We start from the raw sequence: 20012 nt of genomic DNA, 5'->3' as shown, positions 1-20012 counted from the left end.
ACCGTGACCGATTCTGCTCTTGACCTGATGACTGACTTTATTAACGCCACCACCGACGAGTCCGACGCGATGGGCTTTGCGCGCGATGCCGCCGACGAGCTCGGCCTCACCGCTCCCGACGAACTCACGGCGTCGTTTTTAACGACGATTAGTTCCTCGTACTGCAGGGATAAGTCGGCAGTTGTTGTCTCCCCCTCCGCGTGCGTCTCAGGCTTGGCCATCCTCGCGGGAATGGGCCCGAACGGTCATGTGACCTGCATTGACACGGAAGCGATCCACCAGCGGGTTGCCCGCCAGGCATTCACCGCGGCCAACATTCGCTCCAACCAATACCGTTTTCTCCCCTCGCGCCCGCTCGAGGTCATGACCCGCCTGGCAGCGCGCTCATACAGTCTGATCTACGCCGAAATTGCCCCCGCCGACGCATCAACCCTCGTCGACGAGGCCCTCGAGCTGCTCGAACCGGGCGGGCTGATTATCCTCGCGGATATTCTTCTCGACGGCACCATCGCGAATCCGGCACGAAAGGATCGGGATACCGCGGCGGCCCGTCGCCTCGACGAGTCGCTCCGCGAGCGCGAGGACATCTACCTCTCCCGGCTACCGCTGGGCGCCGGGATGGTCCTGATCTCGCGGAACGAAGACGCACCGACGAGCTAGCGTCGGCTATTAATCCTCGTCAGCGCCGTGGAGTTCGTAATTCTTCGGGACACACACGACACCGCCCTGGGACAGCGTGAACCGTTCAGAATCGCGAGCCCGATCCACGCCAATGAGCGCGTTATCTCCGACGCGGACGTTCTTGTCCAAAATGGCGTGACGAACCACAGCGCCTTTTCCAATGCGCACGCCATCCATCAGGACACAGCCCTCGACGCTGGCGCCTTCTTCGACAACAACGCCCGGCCCGAGAACTGAATTACGCACGGTGCCAGCGGAAATAATGCACCCTGCAGCCACGATGGAGGACTGCGCAATTCCGCCTTTGACGAATTTCGCCGGCGGTAAGTTGCTGTCGTCGGACGTGTGAATAGGCCACTTGCGGTTGTACAGGTTGAAGACGGGGTACACGCTAATGAGGTCCATATGAGCTTCATAGAAAGCGTCGACAGTACCGACGTCGCGCCAATAGCCGTGGTCACGATCCGTTTCCCCGGGCACGACATTGCGGGAGAAGTCGTGAACGTGCGCCTCGCCCCGGTTCACAAAATACGGGATGATGTTGCCGCCCATGTCATGCGCCGAGTTCTCGTCTTCAGAATCCTCTTTCAGCGCATCGATTAACGCCTGGGTTGTAAAGACGTAGTTACCCATGGAGGCGAAGGTCACGTCGGGGTCATCTGGGGTAGCCGGCGGATCGGCTGGCTTCTCCAGGAACTCGGTAATCGTGCCGTCGTCGTCTGCTTGAATGCAGCCGAATGCGGTTGCTTCTTTGCGTGGCACACGAATTCCGGCGACGGAACACGCCGCTCCCGACTCGATATGTTCCTTCACCATCTGTTCGGGATCCATGCGGTACACGTGGTCCGCGCCGAACACGATGATGTATTCAGGATCTTCGTCGTAAATGAGATTGAGCGATTGCAAAATGGCATCCGCTGAACCTGTGAACCACCGTTTCCCGAGCCGCTGCTGGGCGGGCACTGGGGTGATGTATTCACCTGCTAATCCGGAGAGTTGCCACGATTGCGAAATGTGCCGGTCAAGTGAGTGAGATTTGTATTGAGTTAAGACGCAAACCTTCATGTACCCGGCGTTGACCAGGTTCGATAAGACAAAGTCAATTAAACGATATGAACCCCCAAAAGGAACAGCTGGCTTGGCACGGTCGGCCGTGAAGGGGAAGAGTCGCTTCCCTTCGCCGCCCGCGAGGACAATGGATAGGACGTGTGGTTGGCTCCTCATGGGTACTAATTTATTCAGTCCTCGCTATTTATGCTGGACAAGTACCCCTGTTCTCTCCCCCGTCGCCTTTGTCGGCGGGCAGTGTGTCACCCCGACCGACTAGGCTCACAGTCATGCGCGTAGCGATGATGACTCGAGAATATCCCCCGGAAATCTACGGTGGCGCCGGTGTCCACGTGGCTGAGCTCACCCGGCATTTGCGCGAGCTGTGCGATGTCGATGTTCACTGCATGGGCGGGCCGCGTGACGAAGCCAATGTGTACGTGTCCAACTCCGATGATGCTCTTGCCGACGCCAACCCTGCCCTCAAAACCTTGTCGACGGGGCTACGGATGGCGAACCTGGCGTCGGCATCAGATATTGATGTTGTCCATTCACACACGTGGTACGCGGGGCTTGGTGGGCATCTGACCGGCCTGCTCAAGGGTATTCCCCACGTAGCGACGGCTCACTCCCTTGAGCCGCACCGGCCGTGGAAGCGTGAGCAGCTGGGCGGCGGCTATGACGTGTCATCGTGGTCAGAGAAGAACGCGATGGAAAACGCCGATGGGCTTATCGCTGTTTCGCGGAAGATGAAAGACGCCATCCTGGATGCATATCCGCGTATCGATCCGGACCGCATTCACGTTGTTCTCAACGGTATTGACACGAAGCTCTGGCGCCCGCGCCCGACGTTCGCTGAAGCTGAGCACTCGATATTGGCTGAACTGGGTGTTGCCGAAGATAAACCGATTGTCGCCTTCGTGGGGCGAATCACACGGCAAAAGGGCGTGGCCCACCTGGTGAAGGCCGCGCACAGCTTCGACGAGGACATTCAGCTCGTGTTGTGCGCAGGTGCACCGGATACTCCGGAAATTGAGGCTGAGATCGCCAACTTGGTCGAGGAGTTGAAGTCCACTCGCGACGGCGTGTTCTGGGTGCGCAATATGCTCCCCCATGACTTGCTGCAGGAGATCCTCAGCGCCGCGTCAGTTTTCGTGTGCCCATCCATTTATGAGCCCTTGGGCATCGTGAACCTGGAGGCCATGGCCTGTGACACCGCCGTCGTCGCCTCTGATGTGGGAGGTATCCCTGAGGTTGTCAATGACGGTGAGACGGGTGAACTGGTCCACTACGATGCCGACGATATCGGCGCATTCGAAGAAGGGCTGGCCAGTGCGGTCAACCGCATCGCCGGCGACCCTGACCTTGCGGGCCGGATGGCGAAGGCCGGGCGTGAGAGGGCAGTCACGACGTTTAGCTGGTCGACGATCGCACAGCGGACCCTCGATGTGTACCGGTCATTGATGTAGGATCCCCCGAACTACACCACATGGACCCGCGCCACGTGGAACAGCACCACGTGCGGCCGGTACCTGAGGGCGGGCCCTAGGCAAGGGCCCGGGCGCTCGCGCTTGGATTAGCGCTCGCCTTCGCTGACGAGCTTGCGCATCACGGGGAGCGCTTCAGCCAGAACTGTCAGTTCGTCGAGCGACAGTGACGCAAAATCTTCCGCCACCGCTTCGCCCAAGCGATCCTGCCACTCATTGCACAAGTTGCGCCCCTTAGGCGTCACTGTCAGAAGCGACTGGCGTGCGTCGGAAGTATCTTTTTCCTTATTGACCAGCCCCTGCTTGACCAGGCGGTTGACGAGTGTGGACACTGTAGCCATCGTCGACCGCTCGCGGCGGGCAACGTCAGAAATTCTGACTGGGCCATTGTTCTGAATGAAACGGACCACTCTCCACGTAGCAGAGGAGGGGGCCATTCCTGCCCGGTACAGTGCAGTCCGAATGACGCGCGAACACATCATCGCGACTTCTGCCGCAAAAGCAGGAGTTCCCAAAGCATCGGACGGAACAACCGAACCTGGCTCGTAGATGCTCGATCCAACTGATGAGTTCACCGTGCTATGACCGATGGGTTCGTCGAAGCCGTCAGAAGCTGTGCCACGGCGCATATCCGTGCGCCCGTTGACTCCTGCGGCCGACATCTGATGAGAATTATTGTTGTCAGGATTCATCGTTAGGGTTGTACTCTCCGCGATAGTGCTCAAAACGCTACTGTCTAACGCGGCACTTCCGGCGGCTGCGCCAAAGGACGCATCGCACCCGGTTGTACCACGTGCTAGTGCCGTACTGATCGCTTCTTTACTGAGAGACTTCCCGTCATCCGCACCACGTGGGTCCTTCAATGGGTACCCCACAACTGCAGTTTCTGCTGCATCTACTGAGGGGTCATCGGACATCTGATGTCGAGGACCATTAAATTGTGGTGCAGTAACGGTGACAGACTTCATGTCAGTAAGTTCCTCCATGATTCGATATGGTCAGTGAGTTCAGCGAGACTCCCAGCGGGCCATGATGACGCGATCACGCGAACACCTAGCAACCACATGAATCAGTGAAGGTGCGATAGTACGTGTTCCTTGGTTAGAGGAACCTCACTTATTATTTCGCTTTTGCAGCTTTTTTGTTAACACCTGCAACCAATTTTTTGTGGTTAAGAACGGACTCCCCCAACATATTCTTACGAACCCGTGCGTGAGCCCTGTTGTAAAGCCAGGAACTCCACGAGTACGTGTCAGGTACAGGCAGTACTTTCGGAGTATCCCCCCTGAATGAAATTAACCATAGCACACAAAGACCATTAAGGGGACCTACCTATGGTTCTTTTTTAACCTCGTCACCGTGGCGCGCGCAGTCACTGTCATCGAGTCCGGCAAGGTTGCAATTCTCTCCTTTAAATCCTCCGGACGAATGTGCCGAGCAGACGGGCTCATCCCCACCTGAGCTTCAATAGCATCGCGGCCCAGATTCATCTCGAATTCAACCTCTTCAGGCTCGCCATCAGGGGTAAGGTGCCCCGACGCCTGCTGAATCATTCGGTGAACTTTGTTCTTTTCAACGTCAATAATTCCAAGGGGCTCGCGAAGCTCAGCTAAATGACCGGGCGCGGCTGTCAAAACGACAACTTGTCCTCCGTCGGTAAGAACTCGCGCGAATTCTTCCGCGTTACGCGGCGCGAAAACGACGGTAATCGTGTCGATGGACTTATCTTTGACAGGAAGCCTGGACCATGCATCAGCAATAACAGCTCCCGCACGAGGGTGGCAGCCAGCGATGCGCTTAGCAGCAGGAACAGAAACGTCAATGCCGATTCCGCGCGAACCCGGAACGGCGTCGAGTGTGTGGGCTAAGTAATAGCCGGTCCCCGCGCCCACTTCCATGACGACAGGATGCTCGTGATCGCCTACCCCCGCATCATCGAGAACATCCTGCACATTCCCCGTCACGGCCTCAACGAATGGGCCAAAATGACCACTGGCAAGAAACTTTTCGCGGGCCTGAATCATCGAGGCATCGTCGCCCTTATATCTCAGGCCACGCCCGCCCACAAGGGACACATACCCCTGGCGGGCAACGTCGTAACTATGGCCGGTATCAGAGACAAGGGTGGCTAAATTACCGCCATCGTGGAGCGAAGAGCCGTCGATGGGGTCAGATAAAACATCAAGAACGTCGGAGAGCAAGGTCTACCTCATCTTCAATCGATAACGTGTGGACTCTACTCTAGCCAGCGCACCAGACATCGGGCGATTACTGTGCCTAACCAGCAGCTTCTGATAATACCGAGGCAAGCTCACCGGCTTCCTCGTGGTTAAGTTCGACGACCAAACGGCCGCCACCGTCAGTTGGAATACGCATCACAATCTTGCGTCCTTCTTCAACTGCTTCCATCGGGCCATCACCGGTCCGGGGCTTCATTGCTGCCATGGGCGAATTCCCTTCACTATAAAAAGCTTGATAACTCCAGAGTAGCCCTGTTTTCCCGAAAGCGTTGTGACAACCGCCAATCCGGGCCTTTGCAGCCGTGCTCCTACCTCCCCCGATGCCACTTCCGACGCCGTTCCCGACGTTGTTAACGACGCTTCGATTACTTGCGCTTTTTCTTCCGCTTCCCCTGAGCACGGTTCGTCTTCACGGAGTGCTGGTGCGCGACGGAGTTCTGGTGACGGTCGTCGACGTGCGCGTCCCCGGCGTGCGACGCCTCTCCATGATCTGCGGCTTCGGCTGAACCATGCGTGGACTGAGCCCCGTCCGATTGGAATCCTACAGGTGCACTTCCTGTGTTCGCTGTGCCCTCGGCAGCGCCCGCGTCGTTGGTGGACGCCGTGCCCGCACCCGAGGCCTTCAACTGTTCTTCTGCGTCATCAGCGCGACGTCGATAACGATCGCGGTCGTGCTCCAGCTCGATCATGTGTTCCTTGGCGCGTTGCAGCGCCATATCAACTTCGCGCGGGGAATAACCGCGGAAGGACAAGGAAAAGCGGATCGTCGACAATTCATCGGGACCAACGGTGGCGCCGGGTTCTAAGTCTTTCCGCTCATCAGGGCGTTCGGCGGGGCCTAATTCTTCTCCCCGGCCGAACAAGGAGGAGAACACCCACCACAAACCGGCAGAGACAACGATGAGGACAATGAGGGTCACGATCCAATACAGCACGTGCATAGTCTACTGATTGCCGGACGCTCGATATGTTCTCACTCCACACCGCGAGTCGTCGCATACGGCGGAATAACGCCCTGCACGGCCAATGCCATGCGGCACGCATCCAGGTTTTCGGCCACTTCGTGAACACGAAATACGGACACACCCTGCGCTGCTGCCAGGGCGGTTGCCGCCAGAGTACCTGCCAATCGCTGGTCCACCGGACGCCCGACAGTTTCTCCCACGAAGTCCTTATTCGATAGGGCCATGAGCACCGGCCACCCCGTCGACACGAGATCGCGAGCATGACGTACCAACGCCAAACTGTGGAAAGTGTTCTTCCCGAAGTCGTGGGTCGGGTCGATGAGGACTTTGTCCTCGGGAACGCCGCAGTTCACCGCGTGTTTCGCGCGTTGTGTCGTGGAGCGGATAACGTCCCCGACTAGGTCGTCATAATGAACACGGCGTGGCAACGTGCGCGGCTCCATCCCTCCCGTGTGCGAACACACATAGCCCCGGTGATAATGGCCAGCGACTTCGACGAGCTCGGGGTCTGCGCCTGCCCACGTATCGTTAATCAGATCCGCACCAGCGGTAATTGCAGCCTCCCCGACCGGGGCACGATAGGTATCCACACTGATGTGAACCGAGGGAAATTCCTCACGCACAGCAGAAACGAAGGGCACCACCCTATCGATCTCCTCAGCGATCGAGACAGGATCACCCCGGCCCGCTTTGACACCACCGATATCAATGATCTCCGCGCCGGCGTCGACACAGCTTCTAACCCACGCCAGGGCTGCGTCGTCGGTAAACGTTGCTCCCTTGTCATAAAAAGAGTCGGGAGTGCGATTAACGATCGCCATCATCGCTGGTAAAGCGGTAGATTGGTAAAAACTGCGGGGGCGGTCTCCAGGGCCCGACGTCGCACTTTCCCCTTTGATGGTGGCGGAATCCGACTCCCCGTGATCGGGCTCGGCACCATAATAATTATGCGTCACGAGAGGAGCCACCATCGGAGGGGTCTTGGTCAGACGCATCGCCGGTAGACGGCTCCGAGCTGGACGCATCACCGTCCTCAGCGAGCTTCCCTACACTGCGCAAAATTCCAGCCCGCTGCGAATGAGAAAGACTGTTTTCCTCTAACCGCCGCCCCAATTCCTCCACAAAACCTTCGTGCTTCGTCGTAATGTAGCCCACGGCCTCCTCGACATCGTCCGTCACGAGGAAGAGATCTGGGTCGTCGGGCGACACCATCTTTTCACTAATCAGGCGATCCCGAATCCACTCCACCAAGCCCGACCAGAACTCGGTCCCAATCAGTACAATGGGGTATCGAGTCACCTTCCCGGTTTGGACCAGAACCAGGGCTTCGAACAGCTCGTCCATCGTCCCGAAACCACCCGGGAGGCACACGAATGCCTGGGAATATTTCAGGAACATTGTCTTGCGGACGAAGAAGTAACGGAAATTCAAACCAAGATTGACCCAGGCATTCAAGTTCTGCTCATGAGGAAGCTCAATGCCCAGGCCAATGGACAATCCACCGGCCTCCGCGCAACCACGATTCGCCGCTTCCATCAGCCCCGGGCCACCGCCGGTGATGACACCGTAGCCGGCTTCATGCAGCGCGCGACCGACCTCAACGCCTTTCTTATAGTACGGCGAATCGACTTCAGCGCGCGCCGAACCAAATACGGTGACCGCGCGGGGAATCTCAGCAAGAGCGCCGAATCCTTCGACGAACTCACTTTGAATGCGCAAGACCCGCCACGGATCGGTGTGCAGCCAATCCGCATCCTTCTGAACGTCCAAAAGGCGCTGGTCGGTGGTGGATCGTGCGTGAGTGTGGTCATGCGCTTTGCCGCCGCGATCGCGAAACACCACCGGGCCACGGAACCGCAGATGGCCTCGATCGTCGTCCTTCCCGCCCATCATGCGGGATGTCTTCCGCCCCATCGTGCTGTCCTTCCCGTCACTTACTCGTCAGATAAGCCATGATCTGGTCTGATACGTCGGTAATCATTTCCACTGGGCACTGCTCATCTTTTTTATGAGCAAAGGCCGGATCACCCGGGCCAAAATTCACTGCAGGAATCCCCATCGCAGCAAAGCGAGCAACATCCGTCCACCCATACTTCGCGCGCACATTCCCACCGGTCACCTCAATGAGCTCGGCAGCGGCGGCATGGTGCAAGCCCGGCAGCGCACCCGGCGATTCATCGTCGATATCAAGGCGGAAACCAGGTTCCGGATTATCGGGAGTGCCGACACCGATAATCGCGAAGGTCTCATCCAACGCTTGCTGTGTCGACTTTCCCGGCGCGAAACGGTAGTTGACGAACATCCACGCTTCGTCGGGGATCGTGTTGGTGGCCACTCCCGATTCGCACATCACGATGTTGAAGCCTTCGTGGTACTCCAAGCCGTCGATCTCGACGATTTTATCCCCATCATGGCCAGCAGCCCGCGCGATGACTGGGGCCAGCTTGTGCATGGCATTGTCTCCTAGCCACGATCGGGCGGAGTGAGCGCGCTCCCCCAAGGCGGTCACTTTCACGCGGACACTGCCTTGGCATCCCGCCTCGATCACGGCACCCGAGGGTTCGCCCAAGATGGCGATATCGCCCTGTAACCACTCCGGGGAATGTTCAGCTAATTTCCTCAGCCCATTTTCTGTGGCCGCGATTTCCTCCGCTTCATACATGATGATCGTCATGTCGCGGGTCAGGTCTGGCGACTCGGCTAATTGGGCAAAGGCATGGAGGAACACCCCATCCCCCGACTTCATGTCGACGGTTCCGCAGCCGAAGAGTGTGTCGCGGCCGTCCTTGTCCGTGCCCCGCGTGGAGGGGACGTTGTCGGCAATGGGCACAGTGTCCAGGTGGCCTGCCAAAACCACGCGTGAGGGCAAACCTCGGTTGGTTTTGGCCATCACGGTGTTATTAAAACGCTCAACCGTTATGTCGTTCGCCTCGTCGGCGGACGCAGCGACGGCTCGCAGCGCTGCCTCGACGGCGTCGGCAATATTTTTTTCATTCTTAGAGACACTCTCAATGTCAACGAGTGCCCTGGTGAGATCAATAGGGTGCTGAGTCAGGTCAATCACGCCACCAGACTAACCGCCGGGGCGGACACGCGCATGCGCGATGTTTTCATGCGGGATTCCCGCGCTTGACCGACGCCGTGGTCACCCCTGAGTAACGAACCGGCTATTCTGAACAGATCGAATAGATGTATCAGCATGGGCGCGTAGCTCACTGCTCCCCCAATACCAAAGGGCACTTCATGACGAACAATGCTTCACAGGGCGATGAATCTTCCGATTCCACCTCGCAACTGGGACATGGGTTGAAAGTTCGGCACCTCACGATGATGGGGTTGGGATCTGCCATCGGCGCAGGGCTCTTCCTTGGAACAGGCGTCGGCATTAAAGCCGCGGGACCGGCAGTCTTGATTTCCTATATCGTTGCCGGATTCCTCGTTGTTCTGGTGATGCGGATGCTGGGTGAACTCGGTGCCGCCCGCCCCAATACAGGAACATTCTCTGCATATTCCCGACAAGCTTTCGGTCAATGGGCCGGTTTCTCGACCGGCTGGTTGTACTGGTTCATGCTGGTCATGGTCATGGGCGCCGAAATCACCGGTGCCGGTGCGTTTATTGGTAATTGGTTCGGTGTCGACGGCTGGATTCCAGCGCTTGTCTGCGTCATCATCTTCACCTTCATCAACATGGCTAAAGTCCGTGGTTTCGGTGAATTCGAATACTGGTTCGCGTTTATCAAAGTCGCGGTCATTATCTTCTTCCTGGTCGTCGGCGTTCTTCTGATCTTCGGGCTTCTTCCCGGGCACCCCATGGTCGGGTTTGAGCACGTGAGGGAATCCGGTTTCGCCCCGAACGGAGTGGGCGGGATCGCTGCCGGTCTGCTGGCTGTCGCCTTCGCTTTCGGCGGCATTGAAATTGTGACCATCGCGGCTGCTGAGTCTGAGAATCCCAGCCGTGCCATCGCCACCGCTGTGCGCTCGGTTATTTTGCGCATCTCGGTGTTCTATCTGGGATCTGTGCTGGTCATAATCTTCCTGCTTCCCTATTCGACCTTGGGCCAAGCAGAAGGCGCTGCCGATTCCCCCTTCACTCGCGTCCTCGCCCAAGCCGATATCCCCGGTGTCGTTGGGTTCATGGAAATAATCATCACGTTGGCGCTGCTCTCGGCATTTAACGCGCAGATTTACGCAACCTCCCGCGTGATTTACGCCATGTCCAAAGAGGGCGACGGCCTGACATTCTTCACCAAGACGAACCACGAGGGCGTCCCCACACGCGCGGTGTGCCTCTCCATGGCGCTGGCCTACTTGTCCGTGGCGCTTCAGGTCTGGGGCCCGGCGAACCTCATCGAGTTGTTCTTCAACATCGTCGGCGGTTCGCTCTTGGTGCTCTGGTTCATGATCGCCGCTTCAGAGATCAAGCTGCGGCCCGAAATGGAAGCAGAAGGCACACTCCCCGTGAAAATGTGGGGATATCCGTACATGAGTTATGTCGCGCTGATTGGTCTGCTGGCTTTGACTATTCTCATGCTTTTCGACAACTCAGCGCGCCCACAAGTCATCGCGGTTGGCGTCTTCTTCGCCGCACTGGTTGCCTTGTCGGCCGTCGCCCGTCGTCGGAATGCGTCGGCGGTTCCCGCGAAGTAGACACTTCACTGGGGCCTCTGCGCACCTGGGCGTCGTGTGTCGCAACGCTTGGGTATTGTGGCCCCTATGACTTCATTTTTAACTACAGGTGCCATTGCCGATGGTCTTGCCACCATCACCGACGACGGAATCGTGTTGGATTCGTGGTTCCCGTCCCCGTCTCTCAGCGACGACATCAGCGAAACCACCACCACTGAGCTCGGTTCCGACGCCCCCGAGGAACTCGCTGCGGCGGCACACAGCGATGAAGATCGCCAGGTGCGCCGTGTCGCGATCCGTACTCAGATTAAAGACCTCTCAACCCCGCCCATCGATGCTTACGACGCCTACCTGCGCCTTCACCTTTTATCTCACCGCATCGCACGCCCCCACACCGTGAACGTGGAGGGCATCTTCGGCAAACTGACCAACGTCGTGTGGACGAATTACGGCCCCTGCTCCACCGAAAACTTCGAATCAACGCGCGCGCGGCTCTCAACCCGCGGCCCCGTCACCGTGTTCTCCGTAGATAAATTCCCGCGCATGGTGGATTACGTCATGCCCAGCGGTGTCCGAATTGGCGACGCTGACCGTGTCCGCCTGGGGGCACACGTAGCGCCCGGTACCACGGTCATGCACGAGGGCTTCGTCAACTTCAACGCCGGCACACTCGGGCACTCCATGGTGGAGGGACGAATCTCCGGCGGCGTCGTCGTTGATGACGGCACCGATATCGGCGGTGGAGCCTCCATCATGGGGACTCTGTCCGGCGGCGGCAAAGAGGTCATCTCTATTGGGCAGCGCTGCCTCCTGGGAGCCAACTCCGGTGTCGGGATTTCCCTCGGTAATGACTGCGTTGTCGAAGCCGGACTGTACATCACGTACGGCACCAAGGTTGTTGCCCGGGGACCCGTCGCGGACGCGATGGGGCTGAAGGACAGCTCACCGATTAAGGCCGCTCAGCTCTCCGGTGCGAACAACATCTTGTTCCGCCGCAATTCCCTGTCGGGATCCGTCGAAGCCGTTGCATGGCAGTCCTCCACGGTGACGCTGAATGACGACCTTCACGCGAATTAAGCCATAACGAGATTGCGCGAAAGACATGGCGAAGCAAACCAAGCCCCCACGCCCCACTGAATTAGACCGAGCACAAACAACCAGTCTGATTGTTGTGCTGGTGGTGTGCGTGGCGTGCGCCTTCGTCCCCTACACCGCGGTAAAAATTATCGCTGCGATCGTGATGATCAGCTTGGTCGTGGGGCTCGGCCTGCGGGTGTGGAGGGACCGGTCAGGGCGATGGTGACCTAACCTCTACCCCGCGATCCGCTGGGCTGCAGCGGTGATCTGATCATCGGTGCCCGTCAACGCAACGCGGACGTGCTTAACACCTTTCGGGCCGTAGAATTCGCCCGGGGCCACGAGGATTCCGCGCTCTGCAAACCAATCGACGGTGTCACGGCATGGCTCGTCGCGAGTGGACCACAAGTACAGGCCAGCTTCGGAATTGTCGATAGTAAAACCAGCATCACGGAGAGCCGCGGCGAGGATCTCACGACGGTTCCGGTAAATCTCCCGCTGGAGCTGCTCAAAGCCGTCATCCTTCAACGCTGCGACAGTGGCAGCCTGAATCGGTTGAGGAACCATGAAACCCGCGTGCTTGCGGACCGCCAGCAGCTCGTGGATGAGCTTTTCATCGCCCGCCAACCAACCAGAGCGATACGACGCCATGTTCGACGTCTTCGATAGCGAATGAACCGCGATCAGGTTGGTGGTATCCCCATCGCACACATCGGGGTGCAAAAGAGACACCGGTTGCGTGGGCCGTTCACCGCGAACACCGTTGGCATTCGTCGTCCACCCCAGGCCCAAGTAACACTCATCAGAGACGACGATGACGTCACGTTCCCGAGCCCAGGACACAACTTTCCGAAGGTGCTCAAGGCCCAGAACTTTGCCCGTCGGGTTTGAGGGCGAATTGATGTACATCAGCGTCGGCGCCTGCGGGCCAAGCTGGAAAGTGGAATCCGCCCGGACAATCGACGCCCCCGCCAACAAGGCACCGACCTCGTACGTCGGGTAAGCGAGCTCCGGGATCACGACGGTGTGCCCTTCGCCCAACCCCAAAAGATATGGCAGCCACGCAATCGCTTCCTTCGTCCCGATCACCGGCAAAACCTGCCGCTCAGGATCAAGCGGGATGATGCCGTAGCGACGAGTCATCGCGTCGACAATGGTCTGCCTCAACTCCTGCGTGCCGACGGTTTGCGGATAGCCGGGAGCCCCTGAGTTTTCTGCCAGGCCCAGCTGAGCAGCAGGAGACACCGGATCGACGGGTGTTCCCATCGACAAGTTGATGAACCCATCCGGGTGAGATTCGGCCTTCGCGCGAGCATCCGCGAGGGAATCCCACGGGAAATCCGGAAGCAAAGACGAACGAACAATACGGGGCGGGTGCGCCATATAAAGCCTCACAGCAGAAACGGACGCGACACAGGGACGCGAGTGGACAGGAAGAAAAATACGATCATCGGACAGCCCGATACTATCCCAACAATAGCGTTCGGGAACCCGAGTGAAATCCTAGGCTTGCGGCGGAAGCTCTGCGATGAGGGGCGCGTCGAAGTCCTGTGGCCCCAGCCGGGCAGCACCACCCGGCGATCCGAGATCGTCGAAGAACGCGGCGTTCGCGTCGTTGTAGTCGATCCACTCATCGGGGACGTCGTCCTCGTAGAAGATCGCCTCCACGGGGCACACCGGTTCGCATGCCCCGCAATCGACGCATTCGTCTGGGTGGATGTACAGACTGCGAACGCCCTCGTAGATGCAGTCAACCGGGCATTCTTCAACACATGCCTTATCCTTCACGTCAACGCACGGTTCCGCGATGGTGTAAGCCATAGTCTCCTCCTCTTTCGCCTTTTCTTCCCGTTGTCTTCCTGTTGTGCAGCGTTGCGACGTCGTCACCGTCGGCTCGCTGCACCGTGGCTGGTCTTGCCATGCCTGTTCTTAGTGACCGAACTGGGGTCAGGGTGCGCCCCATGTCGTCAAGCGGTTCCATGATGCCACGCGTCAAACAAAAAATGAACCTATCTGTCTACTTTTCGTCTGCGGGGGCAGCATTTTATGGCCACTACCAGGCTATTTACTTTTTCTTTGTGGGGTTATTTTTCTCCTTGGAACGTTTGCCACCCGTCGTCGTGGTGGGTGGTGGCGGGTTAACCTGATCCATCGACGAGACCACCGACCGCATCAACGGCCACGCCGCACCTGCAACACCGGCGATCATGAACAGAACTCCGACGAGGTTGGGCACGATCCACGTTGTTCCCCGCGTTCCCGGTAGCGACGGCCACGTGACGGCGATGAAGTAGAGCACGATCCAGGTCACACCGGGGATGCTGGCCCACGCCAACTTTTTCGTCCACAGCAGCGACGTCGTCCCGAGGACATAGTTGAAGCCAGCTGCGATGAGAATCATATAGGGGAACGGATAGGTGTGGCCGCCGATGGTGATCCGGCTGCCCAAGTACACCATTTCCAAGAAGAAGGACAGCACGGACCCGACGGTTAACCAGGCGATGCCTGCAATGCGCTCGCCCTTGCTCACGTCTTCACGCGGCTGAGAATGGTTGGGGTCTCCCCAATGTTTTTCCATAGTTCTTCCCCGCTTATCGACGCTGACCAGACTGCTCGGATGTATCGTGTGCTGCTCCCTCATCTGCCTGATCTAATGAAAACGCACTCCGTCCTCGTGCGCGCACGACTGAGGAATCATACGCGTAGCGGGCCGGTGTGGTTTTCGCCCACGGGCCGCTTCCACCGTACGCCACCACATAGTGTTCTTCTCTCATCAGCGGTTGAGCAATACGGTTGGAGAGTGCAAATACCTTCGGGGCCACAGTGGGATCGCTGACCGCCCATGCGGATTCGGGGTTTGTCCAGCTCTGCCGGCCATCGGCGATCCACAATTGCGTGGCATGAGCAGCCATCGCATTGGCCTGCGCCTCGATATCCGCATCACTCAACTGCACGGCGAGGTCCACCAGATCGTCGGGGACGAAGGCAAGATCTGGCTCAGTGATCTTGTCCGGGGTTTTCTCCGAGGACGCAGAGTCGACGGCCCCCGCGGCGCCGTCGACAAAACTGAAATCCATCCCGCTGGGGGCAACCCATCCATCAGGAATACGAGAGATCGCGCGACCCGCCTGTTTGAGAGCTGTTTCGCCACGGACTGCCCAAAGAACAACAGGATCCGGAATGCCATGGTCCGCAGAAGTCTCGCGGCCACCGTGACGGCGTGCCAGAACTGCAGAGAACAGATCCGTATTATCGCCACCTAATTCAGGCGCGGACGTATGGGGCAGCTCTGCAACAGCTGCATGAGTGATCTCATGAGCACGGATATGATCGGGATGCCCGTAACCACCATCAGGCCCATAAGTGACCACGATGTCGGGGCAGAACTCGCTCATCAGGGCCTTGAGCGCATCAACAGCCTGCTGCCCGGACTTCACGAATGCGCGCGGGTGATCCGCCGACGGCGTTCCCACCATCCCCGAGTCCCGCCAGCAACCCACACCGCCCAACACACAGGGGCGATGGTGAACACCATTCACGCCCAGGATCCGGAGCGAATCCTCAAGCTCCCGATAACGAAAGCCGCCCAACATGTCGGCTTCGTCAGCAATGAGGCCCTGCATCGGCTCTCCAATGACCTCACCTTGCTCCCCCAACGTGCACGTGACCACGCGAACATCAGCGCCGCGCCGGGACAGGTGCGCTAATAAACCACCGGTCCACAGGGCTTCGTCGTCGGGGTGGGCATGAACGGCCATCACTCGGAGGCCACGCAAATCACTCATTGCTGGAGGCATCCTCCTTGTCGTCCTTATTCTCGTCTGTTTTGTCGTCCGCTTTATCGTTGTCGTTCTTCTTCTCGGCGTCCGTATCGCCTTTGTTGTCGGTAGTCGGGCTGCTGCCGGGCTGGAGCACCGAGTAGTCTTCGTTCCGCGTCCACAGAGGCGCCGTGACAAAAATTCCACCGCGTTCCGTCGTCGGGAGTTCGCCCGACTTCAGCGGCAAACGAGGAGCCTCCAAAGCAGGAGTCGTCGCGAACACTTCGGTGTCCTGGAGCAACGCCAGACTGACGGCCTGGGAATTCACCTTCTCAATAACCTTCTGCTTCGTGTCATTGACATCGGCGAACCCCTCGGCAGCTTCCCTCACCTGGGTATCGATCTCCGGATCACACAACCCCGACATATTGGCTGCTCGGGCGTACTTTTTCTCCATGGACTTGCGTGCATCCCCGGTATCCGTAGCACTAGGCGCAGCACTGTCCGACGTCGGTTGTGGTTCAGACGATGGCGATGACGGCGTTGAGCTCTCCGGCTCTATCAACTCCGAGCTCTTATCGGAGTCCATCTCTTTCGACGGGCGATCAGCCGACGTGCAGCCGTAGTGGCTGGCTAACGCGGATGCGGTGGTATCGCCCGACTGCCACGCCACGGTCGCGTCGGCAAGACCAAGGGGGAGAACAGATTCGACGATGTCCAGCGCCGGCATAACGAGTGCTTTCGCAGGAAAACCGGCCTGGGTGAGCTGGTCCGCCACCGTTCGCGCGGCCGTCACTGCGGCGTCATCCGACTGATCAACGGCGATCCGGAAGGGCCTAGACAACGATGGAAATGCGGACCCCGACCCGGGAACAGAGGTGCCCGAAATTGTGGCCTCATCATGCGGCGCGCTCACTTCCATCCGCTCCCCGGCGATACGAGCAACGGTATCCCTATCAACGCTGTTGAGTATTCGCGCGCGCTCCCCCACATCATCCATATGCGGAGCGGCCGTATTCAGCGACAACATGAGGTACCGGTTTTTCGGCGACAGCTGCACCACGGAGTGCGGCACCGAATCCAGCGACAGCTGCGTGGTTGCTTTCGGACGCAACGCAGCCCCCTGGACCTGACCATTGCGCAACATTTCCGCGGCCTCAGCAGCATTGTCCTGGGCCTGGAGGACAATCTTGTCCGTCTTCGCCAGGTTGCTTCCCCAATAGCGGTCATTGCGGACCAATGTCACAATGCCACGGCCGCTATCAATCGACTCCACCGAAAATCGGTTGCCCGAGACAGGAACCGAGTCCCTCAACATCGTCTGGAAGTTACTGGATGAGCGATACAGGTGGCTGGGCAGCAGGTTGGTGAACAGCGACCGCCATGCCACGTACGGCCGATCAAAATGGACGTCTACCTGGTGGCCACTCTCCGTCGAGGTCACGCTGCTGATGGCTTCATACCCCGCCGGGTCTTCCACCCCAGGCTGCGAGATCATTTGCTTCCACAAATACTCAAAGTCAGCCCCCGTGATCGGAGTGCCGTCCGACCACTGCGCATCCGACGCGATGGTATAGCGCACCGTAAACGGCTGAGACGACGCTGCCCCAGAAGGCGTCGTCGATTCTGACGACGGCGTCGATGCTGAGGAACCTGTGCCACTGCCTTCCACCACATCGGCGGAATCAAGCAGATCCTGGTTCAGCTCCAGTTCCCCGTCATCCTTTTCGACGAACGGGCTGGGCAGCACCAGTGAGGCCATGTGATCGACCAACGGGGTGTCGTCGGAAACCAAATGCGGATTAAACCCCGGGCTGACATCACTGACCGCAAACGTGATCTTTTCCGACTGCTGAGACACGGTGTCGGCATTGTTTTTATTCCCGTCACCGGAATTGACGACGGGCGCCGACCCGGGGCGCGCGCTACACCCAGCCAGTAACGATGTGGACGCAACCCCCACAGCAACGCCCGTGGCCACGACAGCCCTCACGGCAGTGGACGTCACACCACGCGGGTGAGCATGGGAGCGCACCCGCAGAGTGGGTCGATGTCGTTTACGCGTTGTGTTCATTGTCCATCGCGGCCATGAAGGCCACCGTCGTTATTTCTTGCCCTGCTTCGCTTTCTGCTTAGCGTGCGCAGCAGCGCGTCCTCGTTCTTTGGCGTCCAAGATCACTTTACGCACACGGATGTTCTTCGGTGTGGCCTCGACACATTCGTCGCCACCACAGAACTCCATGGCCTCGTCCAAGGAAAGGGTATGCGCTTTGGCCAGCGTGACCGTCGTTTCCGCCGTCGCGGAACGCATGTTGGTCAGCTTCTTTTCCTTGGTGATGTTGACGTCCATGTCTTCTTCGCGGTTATTCGCGCCAACAACCATGCCTTCGTAGGCCTCAACACCAGGTTCGACGAAGAACTGACCGCGGTCAGCCAGCTGCTGCAAGGCGTAGGCGGTGATCTGCCCGGCGCGGTCAGCAACCAAGGATCCCGACGCACGGTCTTTAATGTCGCCGGCCCACGGCTTGTAGCCGTCGCTGTAGGAGTTCGCGATACCGGTACCGCGGGTTTCCGTCATGAACGTGGTCCGGAATCCAATGAGCCCACGAGCAGGCACGGAGTATTCCATGCGGATCCACCCGCCGGCACCGTTGTCCATGGACAGCATCGTGCCCTTACGAGAGGCCATGAGCTGCGTAACAGCACCTTGGTGCTCGGACGGGACGTCGATAACGAGGTGTTCGAAGGGCTCGTGCAGTGTGCCGTCGATGGTGCGGGTCACCACTTGTGGCTTGCCGACGGTCAGCTCGAAGCCTTCGCGGCGCATGGTTTCTACCAGCACGGATAGTGCCATTTCTCCGCGGCCTTGAACCTCCCACGCATCTGGGCGCTCGGTCGGCAAGACTTTCAACGAAACGTTACCGATGAGTTCTTGCTCCAGGCGGGACTTCACCAGCCGAGCGGTGAGTTTGTCGCCACCACCACGACCGGCCAAGGGCGAGGTGTTCACACCGATGGTCATCGAGATCGCTGGCTCGTCGACGGTGATCGGCGGCATTGCTTCGGGGTGCTCTGGATCCGCGAGGGTGTCGCCAATCATGATTTCGTCGATACCAGCGACGGCTCCGATGTCGCCCGCGATGACCTGGTCGGTGGGGACGCGCTTCACGCCGTCCTGGCGCAGAAGTTCCGAAATTTTCGCGGTCTTGGTGTGCGGGTTTCCGTCGCTATCGTGGTGAATCCAGGCGACCTGCTGGCCCTTCTTCAGGATGCCGCGGAACACGCGCACGAGGCCGATGCGTCCAAGGAACGAGGAGGAGTCCAAGTTGGTGACGTGTGCCTGCAAAGGAGCGTCGATCTCAGCAGAGGGCTCCGGCAACACGTCGTACAACACGTTAAAGAGATCCTGCAGATCCTCGGCCTCCGGGACATTTCCGTTGCCGGGGTTTTCCGTGGACGCCTTCCCGGCGCGACCGGACGCATACAGTACGGGCAGCTCCAGGTTCTTTTCGGCGGCTTCCTGCGCCTCCGGGTCATCCAAGGACGCGGCCAGTTCGAGCAAAAGGTCCTGGGCTTCGTCGACAACCTCGTCGATACGAGCGTCGGGACGGTCGGTTTTATTGACGACGATGATGACGGGCATCTTCGCTTCCAGCGCCTTGCCCAATACGAAACGCGTCTGAGGAAGGGGCCCCTCGGAAGCGTCGATAAGGAGGACAACACCGTCAACCATGGACAGTCCGCGCTCAACCTCACCGCCGAAGTCGGCGTGGCCAGGGGTGTCGATGACGTTGATGATCAAATCGGTGCCATCTTTGCCCATCCCCTTGCGATGGATAGCCGTATTCTTGGCGAGGATGGTGATACCCTTTTCCTTCTCCAAATCCCCCGAGTCCATGACCCGGTCGACGACCTCGTCATGATCGCCGAACACGCCTGACTGCTGAAGCATGGCATCAACAAGTGTGGTTTTGCCATGGTCAACGTGGGCGACAATGGCAACATTGCGAAACTCTGGATGGCTCACTGAGCAAAATCTCCTGGGGTAGAAAAGCTCACCGTAGGTCAAGGGCGATGAGCGAGCGTGACGCGGCATCTCCACCGGTCACACAATGGGGCACCCGAACGTGC

At 58.8% G+C, this 20012-nt stretch carries 19 protein-coding genes; 5 read left to right on the top strand and 14 right to left on the bottom strand.

Annotated features, from left to right (window positions below; translation table 11 throughout):
* The first annotated feature begins 3 nt into the window (after nt 1-3).
* Nucleotides 4-660, top strand: coding sequence for an O-methyltransferase (locus tag CKROP_RS03140; protein ID WP_012731292.1), 657 nt, complete (start codon nt 4-6; stop codon nt 658-660).
* Nucleotides 661-669: 9 nt separating this feature from the next.
* On the opposite strand, the gene glgC is transcribed toward CKROP_RS03140, so the two are convergent.
* A complete protein-coding gene (gene glgC, locus CKROP_RS03135) occupies nt 670-1905 on the bottom strand; it encodes a glucose-1-phosphate adenylyltransferase (RefSeq protein ID WP_012731291.1) in 1236 nt (411 codons plus the stop codon).
* Between the two features lie 113 nt (nt 1906-2018).
* Here glgC and glgA point away from each other — a divergent pair, with 113 nt between their 5' ends.
* On the top strand, nt 2019-3197 hold the full coding sequence (glgA, locus tag CKROP_RS03130; protein WP_012731290.1) for a glycogen synthase: 1179 nt from the start codon (nt 2019-2021) through the stop codon (nt 3195-3197).
* Between the two features lie 107 nt (nt 3198-3304).
* On the opposite strand, the gene CKROP_RS03125 is transcribed toward glgA, so the two are convergent.
* The 7 genes from CKROP_RS03125 to dapE form a co-directional block, all read right to left on the bottom strand.
* Nucleotides 3305-4201 carry a MarR family winged helix-turn-helix transcriptional regulator gene (locus tag CKROP_RS03125; RefSeq protein WP_081429386.1) on the bottom strand — a complete coding sequence of 299 codons (897 nt, stop codon included), beginning with the start codon at nt 4199-4201 and terminating at the stop codon, nt 3305-3307.
* Between the two features lie 342 nt (nt 4202-4543).
* Entirely contained in the window at nt 4544-5416 is an 873-nt protein-coding gene (locus CKROP_RS03120; RefSeq protein ID WP_012731288.1) for a methyltransferase domain-containing protein, read from the bottom strand.
* Between the two features lie 76 nt (nt 5417-5492).
* A complete protein-coding gene (locus CKROP_RS11070) occupies nt 5493-5660 on the bottom strand; it encodes a DUF3117 domain-containing protein (protein ID WP_012731287.1) in 168 nt (55 codons plus the stop codon).
* 160 nt (nt 5661-5820) lie between these two features.
* Nucleotides 5821-6390, bottom strand: coding sequence for a DivIVA domain-containing protein (locus tag CKROP_RS10605; protein ID WP_169302950.1), 570 nt, complete (start codon nt 6388-6390; stop codon nt 5821-5823).
* Nucleotides 6391-6428: 38 nt separating this feature from the next.
* A complete protein-coding gene (folP, locus tag CKROP_RS03110) occupies nt 6429-7241 on the bottom strand; it encodes a dihydropteroate synthase (RefSeq protein WP_012731285.1) in 813 nt (270 codons plus the stop codon).
* Between the two features lie 124 nt (nt 7242-7365).
* Nucleotides 7366-8313, bottom strand: coding sequence for an LOG family protein (locus tag CKROP_RS03105; protein WP_420838948.1), 948 nt, complete (start codon nt 8311-8313; stop codon nt 7366-7368).
* Between the two features lie 37 nt (nt 8314-8350).
* Nucleotides 8351-9484 (bottom strand): succinyl-diaminopimelate desuccinylase, encoded by a 1134-nt coding sequence (gene dapE / locus CKROP_RS03100; RefSeq protein ID WP_012731283.1) that lies wholly within the window; start codon nt 9482-9484, stop codon nt 8351-8353.
* Between the two features lie 179 nt (nt 9485-9663).
* Between dapE and CKROP_RS03095 the strand changes: the two genes are divergently transcribed.
* The 3 genes from CKROP_RS03095 to CKROP_RS03085 all read left to right on the top strand — a co-directional run bounded on the left by CKROP_RS03095 (nt 9664) and on the right by CKROP_RS03085 (nt 12349).
* Entirely contained in the window at nt 9664-11067 is a 1404-nt protein-coding gene (locus CKROP_RS03095; protein ID WP_012731282.1) for an amino acid permease, read from the top strand.
* A gap of 66 nt (nt 11068-11133) precedes the next feature.
* Entirely contained in the window at nt 11134-12123 is a 990-nt protein-coding gene (gene dapD / locus CKROP_RS03090; protein ID WP_012731281.1) for a 2,3,4,5-tetrahydropyridine-2,6-dicarboxylate N-succinyltransferase, read from the top strand.
* A gap of 25 nt (nt 12124-12148) precedes the next feature.
* Nucleotides 12149-12349: a hypothetical protein gene (locus tag CKROP_RS03085; RefSeq protein WP_012731280.1), complete on the top strand. Its 201-nt coding sequence runs from the start codon at nt 12149-12151 to the stop codon at nt 12347-12349.
* 8 nt (nt 12350-12357) lie between these two features.
* Here CKROP_RS03085 and dapC read toward each other — a convergent pair whose 3' ends face one another.
* The 6 genes from dapC to typA form a co-directional block, all read right to left on the bottom strand.
* On the bottom strand, nt 12358-13506 hold the full coding sequence (gene dapC / locus CKROP_RS03080) for a succinyldiaminopimelate transaminase (RefSeq protein ID WP_012731279.1): 1149 nt from the start codon (nt 13504-13506) through the stop codon (nt 12358-12360).
* Between the two features lie 120 nt (nt 13507-13626).
* The gene (fdxA, locus tag CKROP_RS03075) at nt 13627-13944 is read right to left on the bottom strand and encodes a ferredoxin (RefSeq protein ID WP_012731278.1); all 318 of its coding nucleotides are present in this window, start codon (nt 13942-13944) and stop codon (nt 13627-13629) included.
* Nucleotides 13945-14188: 244 nt separating this feature from the next.
* Complete coding sequence (locus tag CKROP_RS03070) at nt 14189-14701, bottom strand: hypothetical protein (protein ID WP_012731277.1); 513 nt, start codon at nt 14699-14701, stop codon at nt 14189-14191.
* A gap of 13 nt (nt 14702-14714) precedes the next feature.
* Nucleotides 14715-15908 (bottom strand): PIG-L family deacetylase, encoded by a 1194-nt coding sequence (locus CKROP_RS11915; RefSeq protein WP_052292343.1) that lies wholly within the window; start codon nt 15906-15908, stop codon nt 14715-14717.
* On the bottom strand, nt 15901-17916 hold the full coding sequence (locus CKROP_RS03060) for an ABC transporter family substrate-binding protein (protein ID WP_041628775.1): 2016 nt from the start codon (nt 17914-17916) through the stop codon (nt 15901-15903). The genes CKROP_RS11915 and CKROP_RS03060 overlap by 8 nt, the downstream gene beginning before the upstream one ends.
* A 69-nt stretch (nt 17917-17985) precedes the next feature.
* A complete protein-coding gene (typA, locus tag CKROP_RS03055; protein WP_041628774.1) occupies nt 17986-19908 on the bottom strand; it encodes a translational GTPase TypA in 1923 nt (640 codons plus the stop codon).
* Between the last annotated feature and the right edge of the window lie 104 nt (nt 19909-20012).

The organism is Corynebacterium kroppenstedtii DSM 44385 (genome assembly GCF_000023145.1).
Classification (GTDB): domain Bacteria; phylum Actinomycetota; class Actinomycetes; order Mycobacteriales; family Mycobacteriaceae; genus Corynebacterium; species Corynebacterium kroppenstedtii.
Note: the sequence above shows the minus strand (reverse complement) of the source record. Positions and strands in the feature narration are given on the sequence as shown.

Excerpts from the sequence above, each read along its gene's own strand:
- CKROP_RS11070 (WP_012731287.1), bottom strand. The coding sequence starts at position 5,660 with ATGGCAGCAATGAAGCCCCGGACCGGTGATGGCCCGATGGAAGCAGTT.
- CKROP_RS03125 (WP_081429386.1), bottom strand. The coding sequence starts at position 4,201 with ATGGAGGAACTTACTGACATGAAGTCTGTCACCGTTACTGCACCACAA.
- dapD (WP_012731281.1), top strand. The coding sequence starts at position 11,134 with ATGACTTCATTTTTAACTACAGGTGCCATTGCCGATGGTCTTGCCACC.
- CKROP_RS03085 (WP_012731280.1), top strand. The coding sequence starts at position 12,149 with ATGGCGAAGCAAACCAAGCCCCCACGCCCCACTGAATTAGACCGAGCA.
- CKROP_RS03095 (WP_012731282.1), top strand. The coding sequence starts at position 9,664 with ATGACGAACAATGCTTCACAGGGCGATGAATCTTCCGATTCCACCTCG.
- CKROP_RS03070 (WP_012731277.1), bottom strand. The coding sequence starts at position 14,701 with ATGGAAAAACATTGGGGAGACCCCAACCATTCTCAGCCGCGTGAAGAC.
- dapC (WP_012731279.1), bottom strand. The coding sequence starts at position 13,506 with ATGGCGCACCCGCCCCGTATTGTTCGTTCGTCTTTGCTTCCGGATTTC.
- folP (WP_012731285.1), bottom strand. The coding sequence starts at position 7,241 with ATGGCGATCGTTAATCGCACTCCCGACTCTTTTTATGACAAGGGAGCA.
- glgC (WP_012731291.1), bottom strand. The coding sequence starts at position 1,905 with ATGAGGAGCCAACCACACGTCCTATCCATTGTCCTCGCGGGCGGCGAA.
- CKROP_RS11915 (WP_052292343.1), bottom strand. The coding sequence starts at position 15,908 with ATGAGTGATTTGCGTGGCCTCCGAGTGATGGCCGTTCATGCCCACCCC.
- fdxA (WP_012731278.1), bottom strand. The coding sequence starts at position 13,944 with ATGGCTTACACCATCGCGGAACCGTGCGTTGACGTGAAGGATAAGGCA.
- glgA (WP_012731290.1), top strand. The coding sequence starts at position 2,019 with ATGCGCGTAGCGATGATGACTCGAGAATATCCCCCGGAAATCTACGGT.
- CKROP_RS03105 (WP_420838948.1), bottom strand. The coding sequence starts at position 8,313 with ATGATGGGCGGGAAGGACGACGATCGAGGCCATCTGCGGTTCCGTGGC.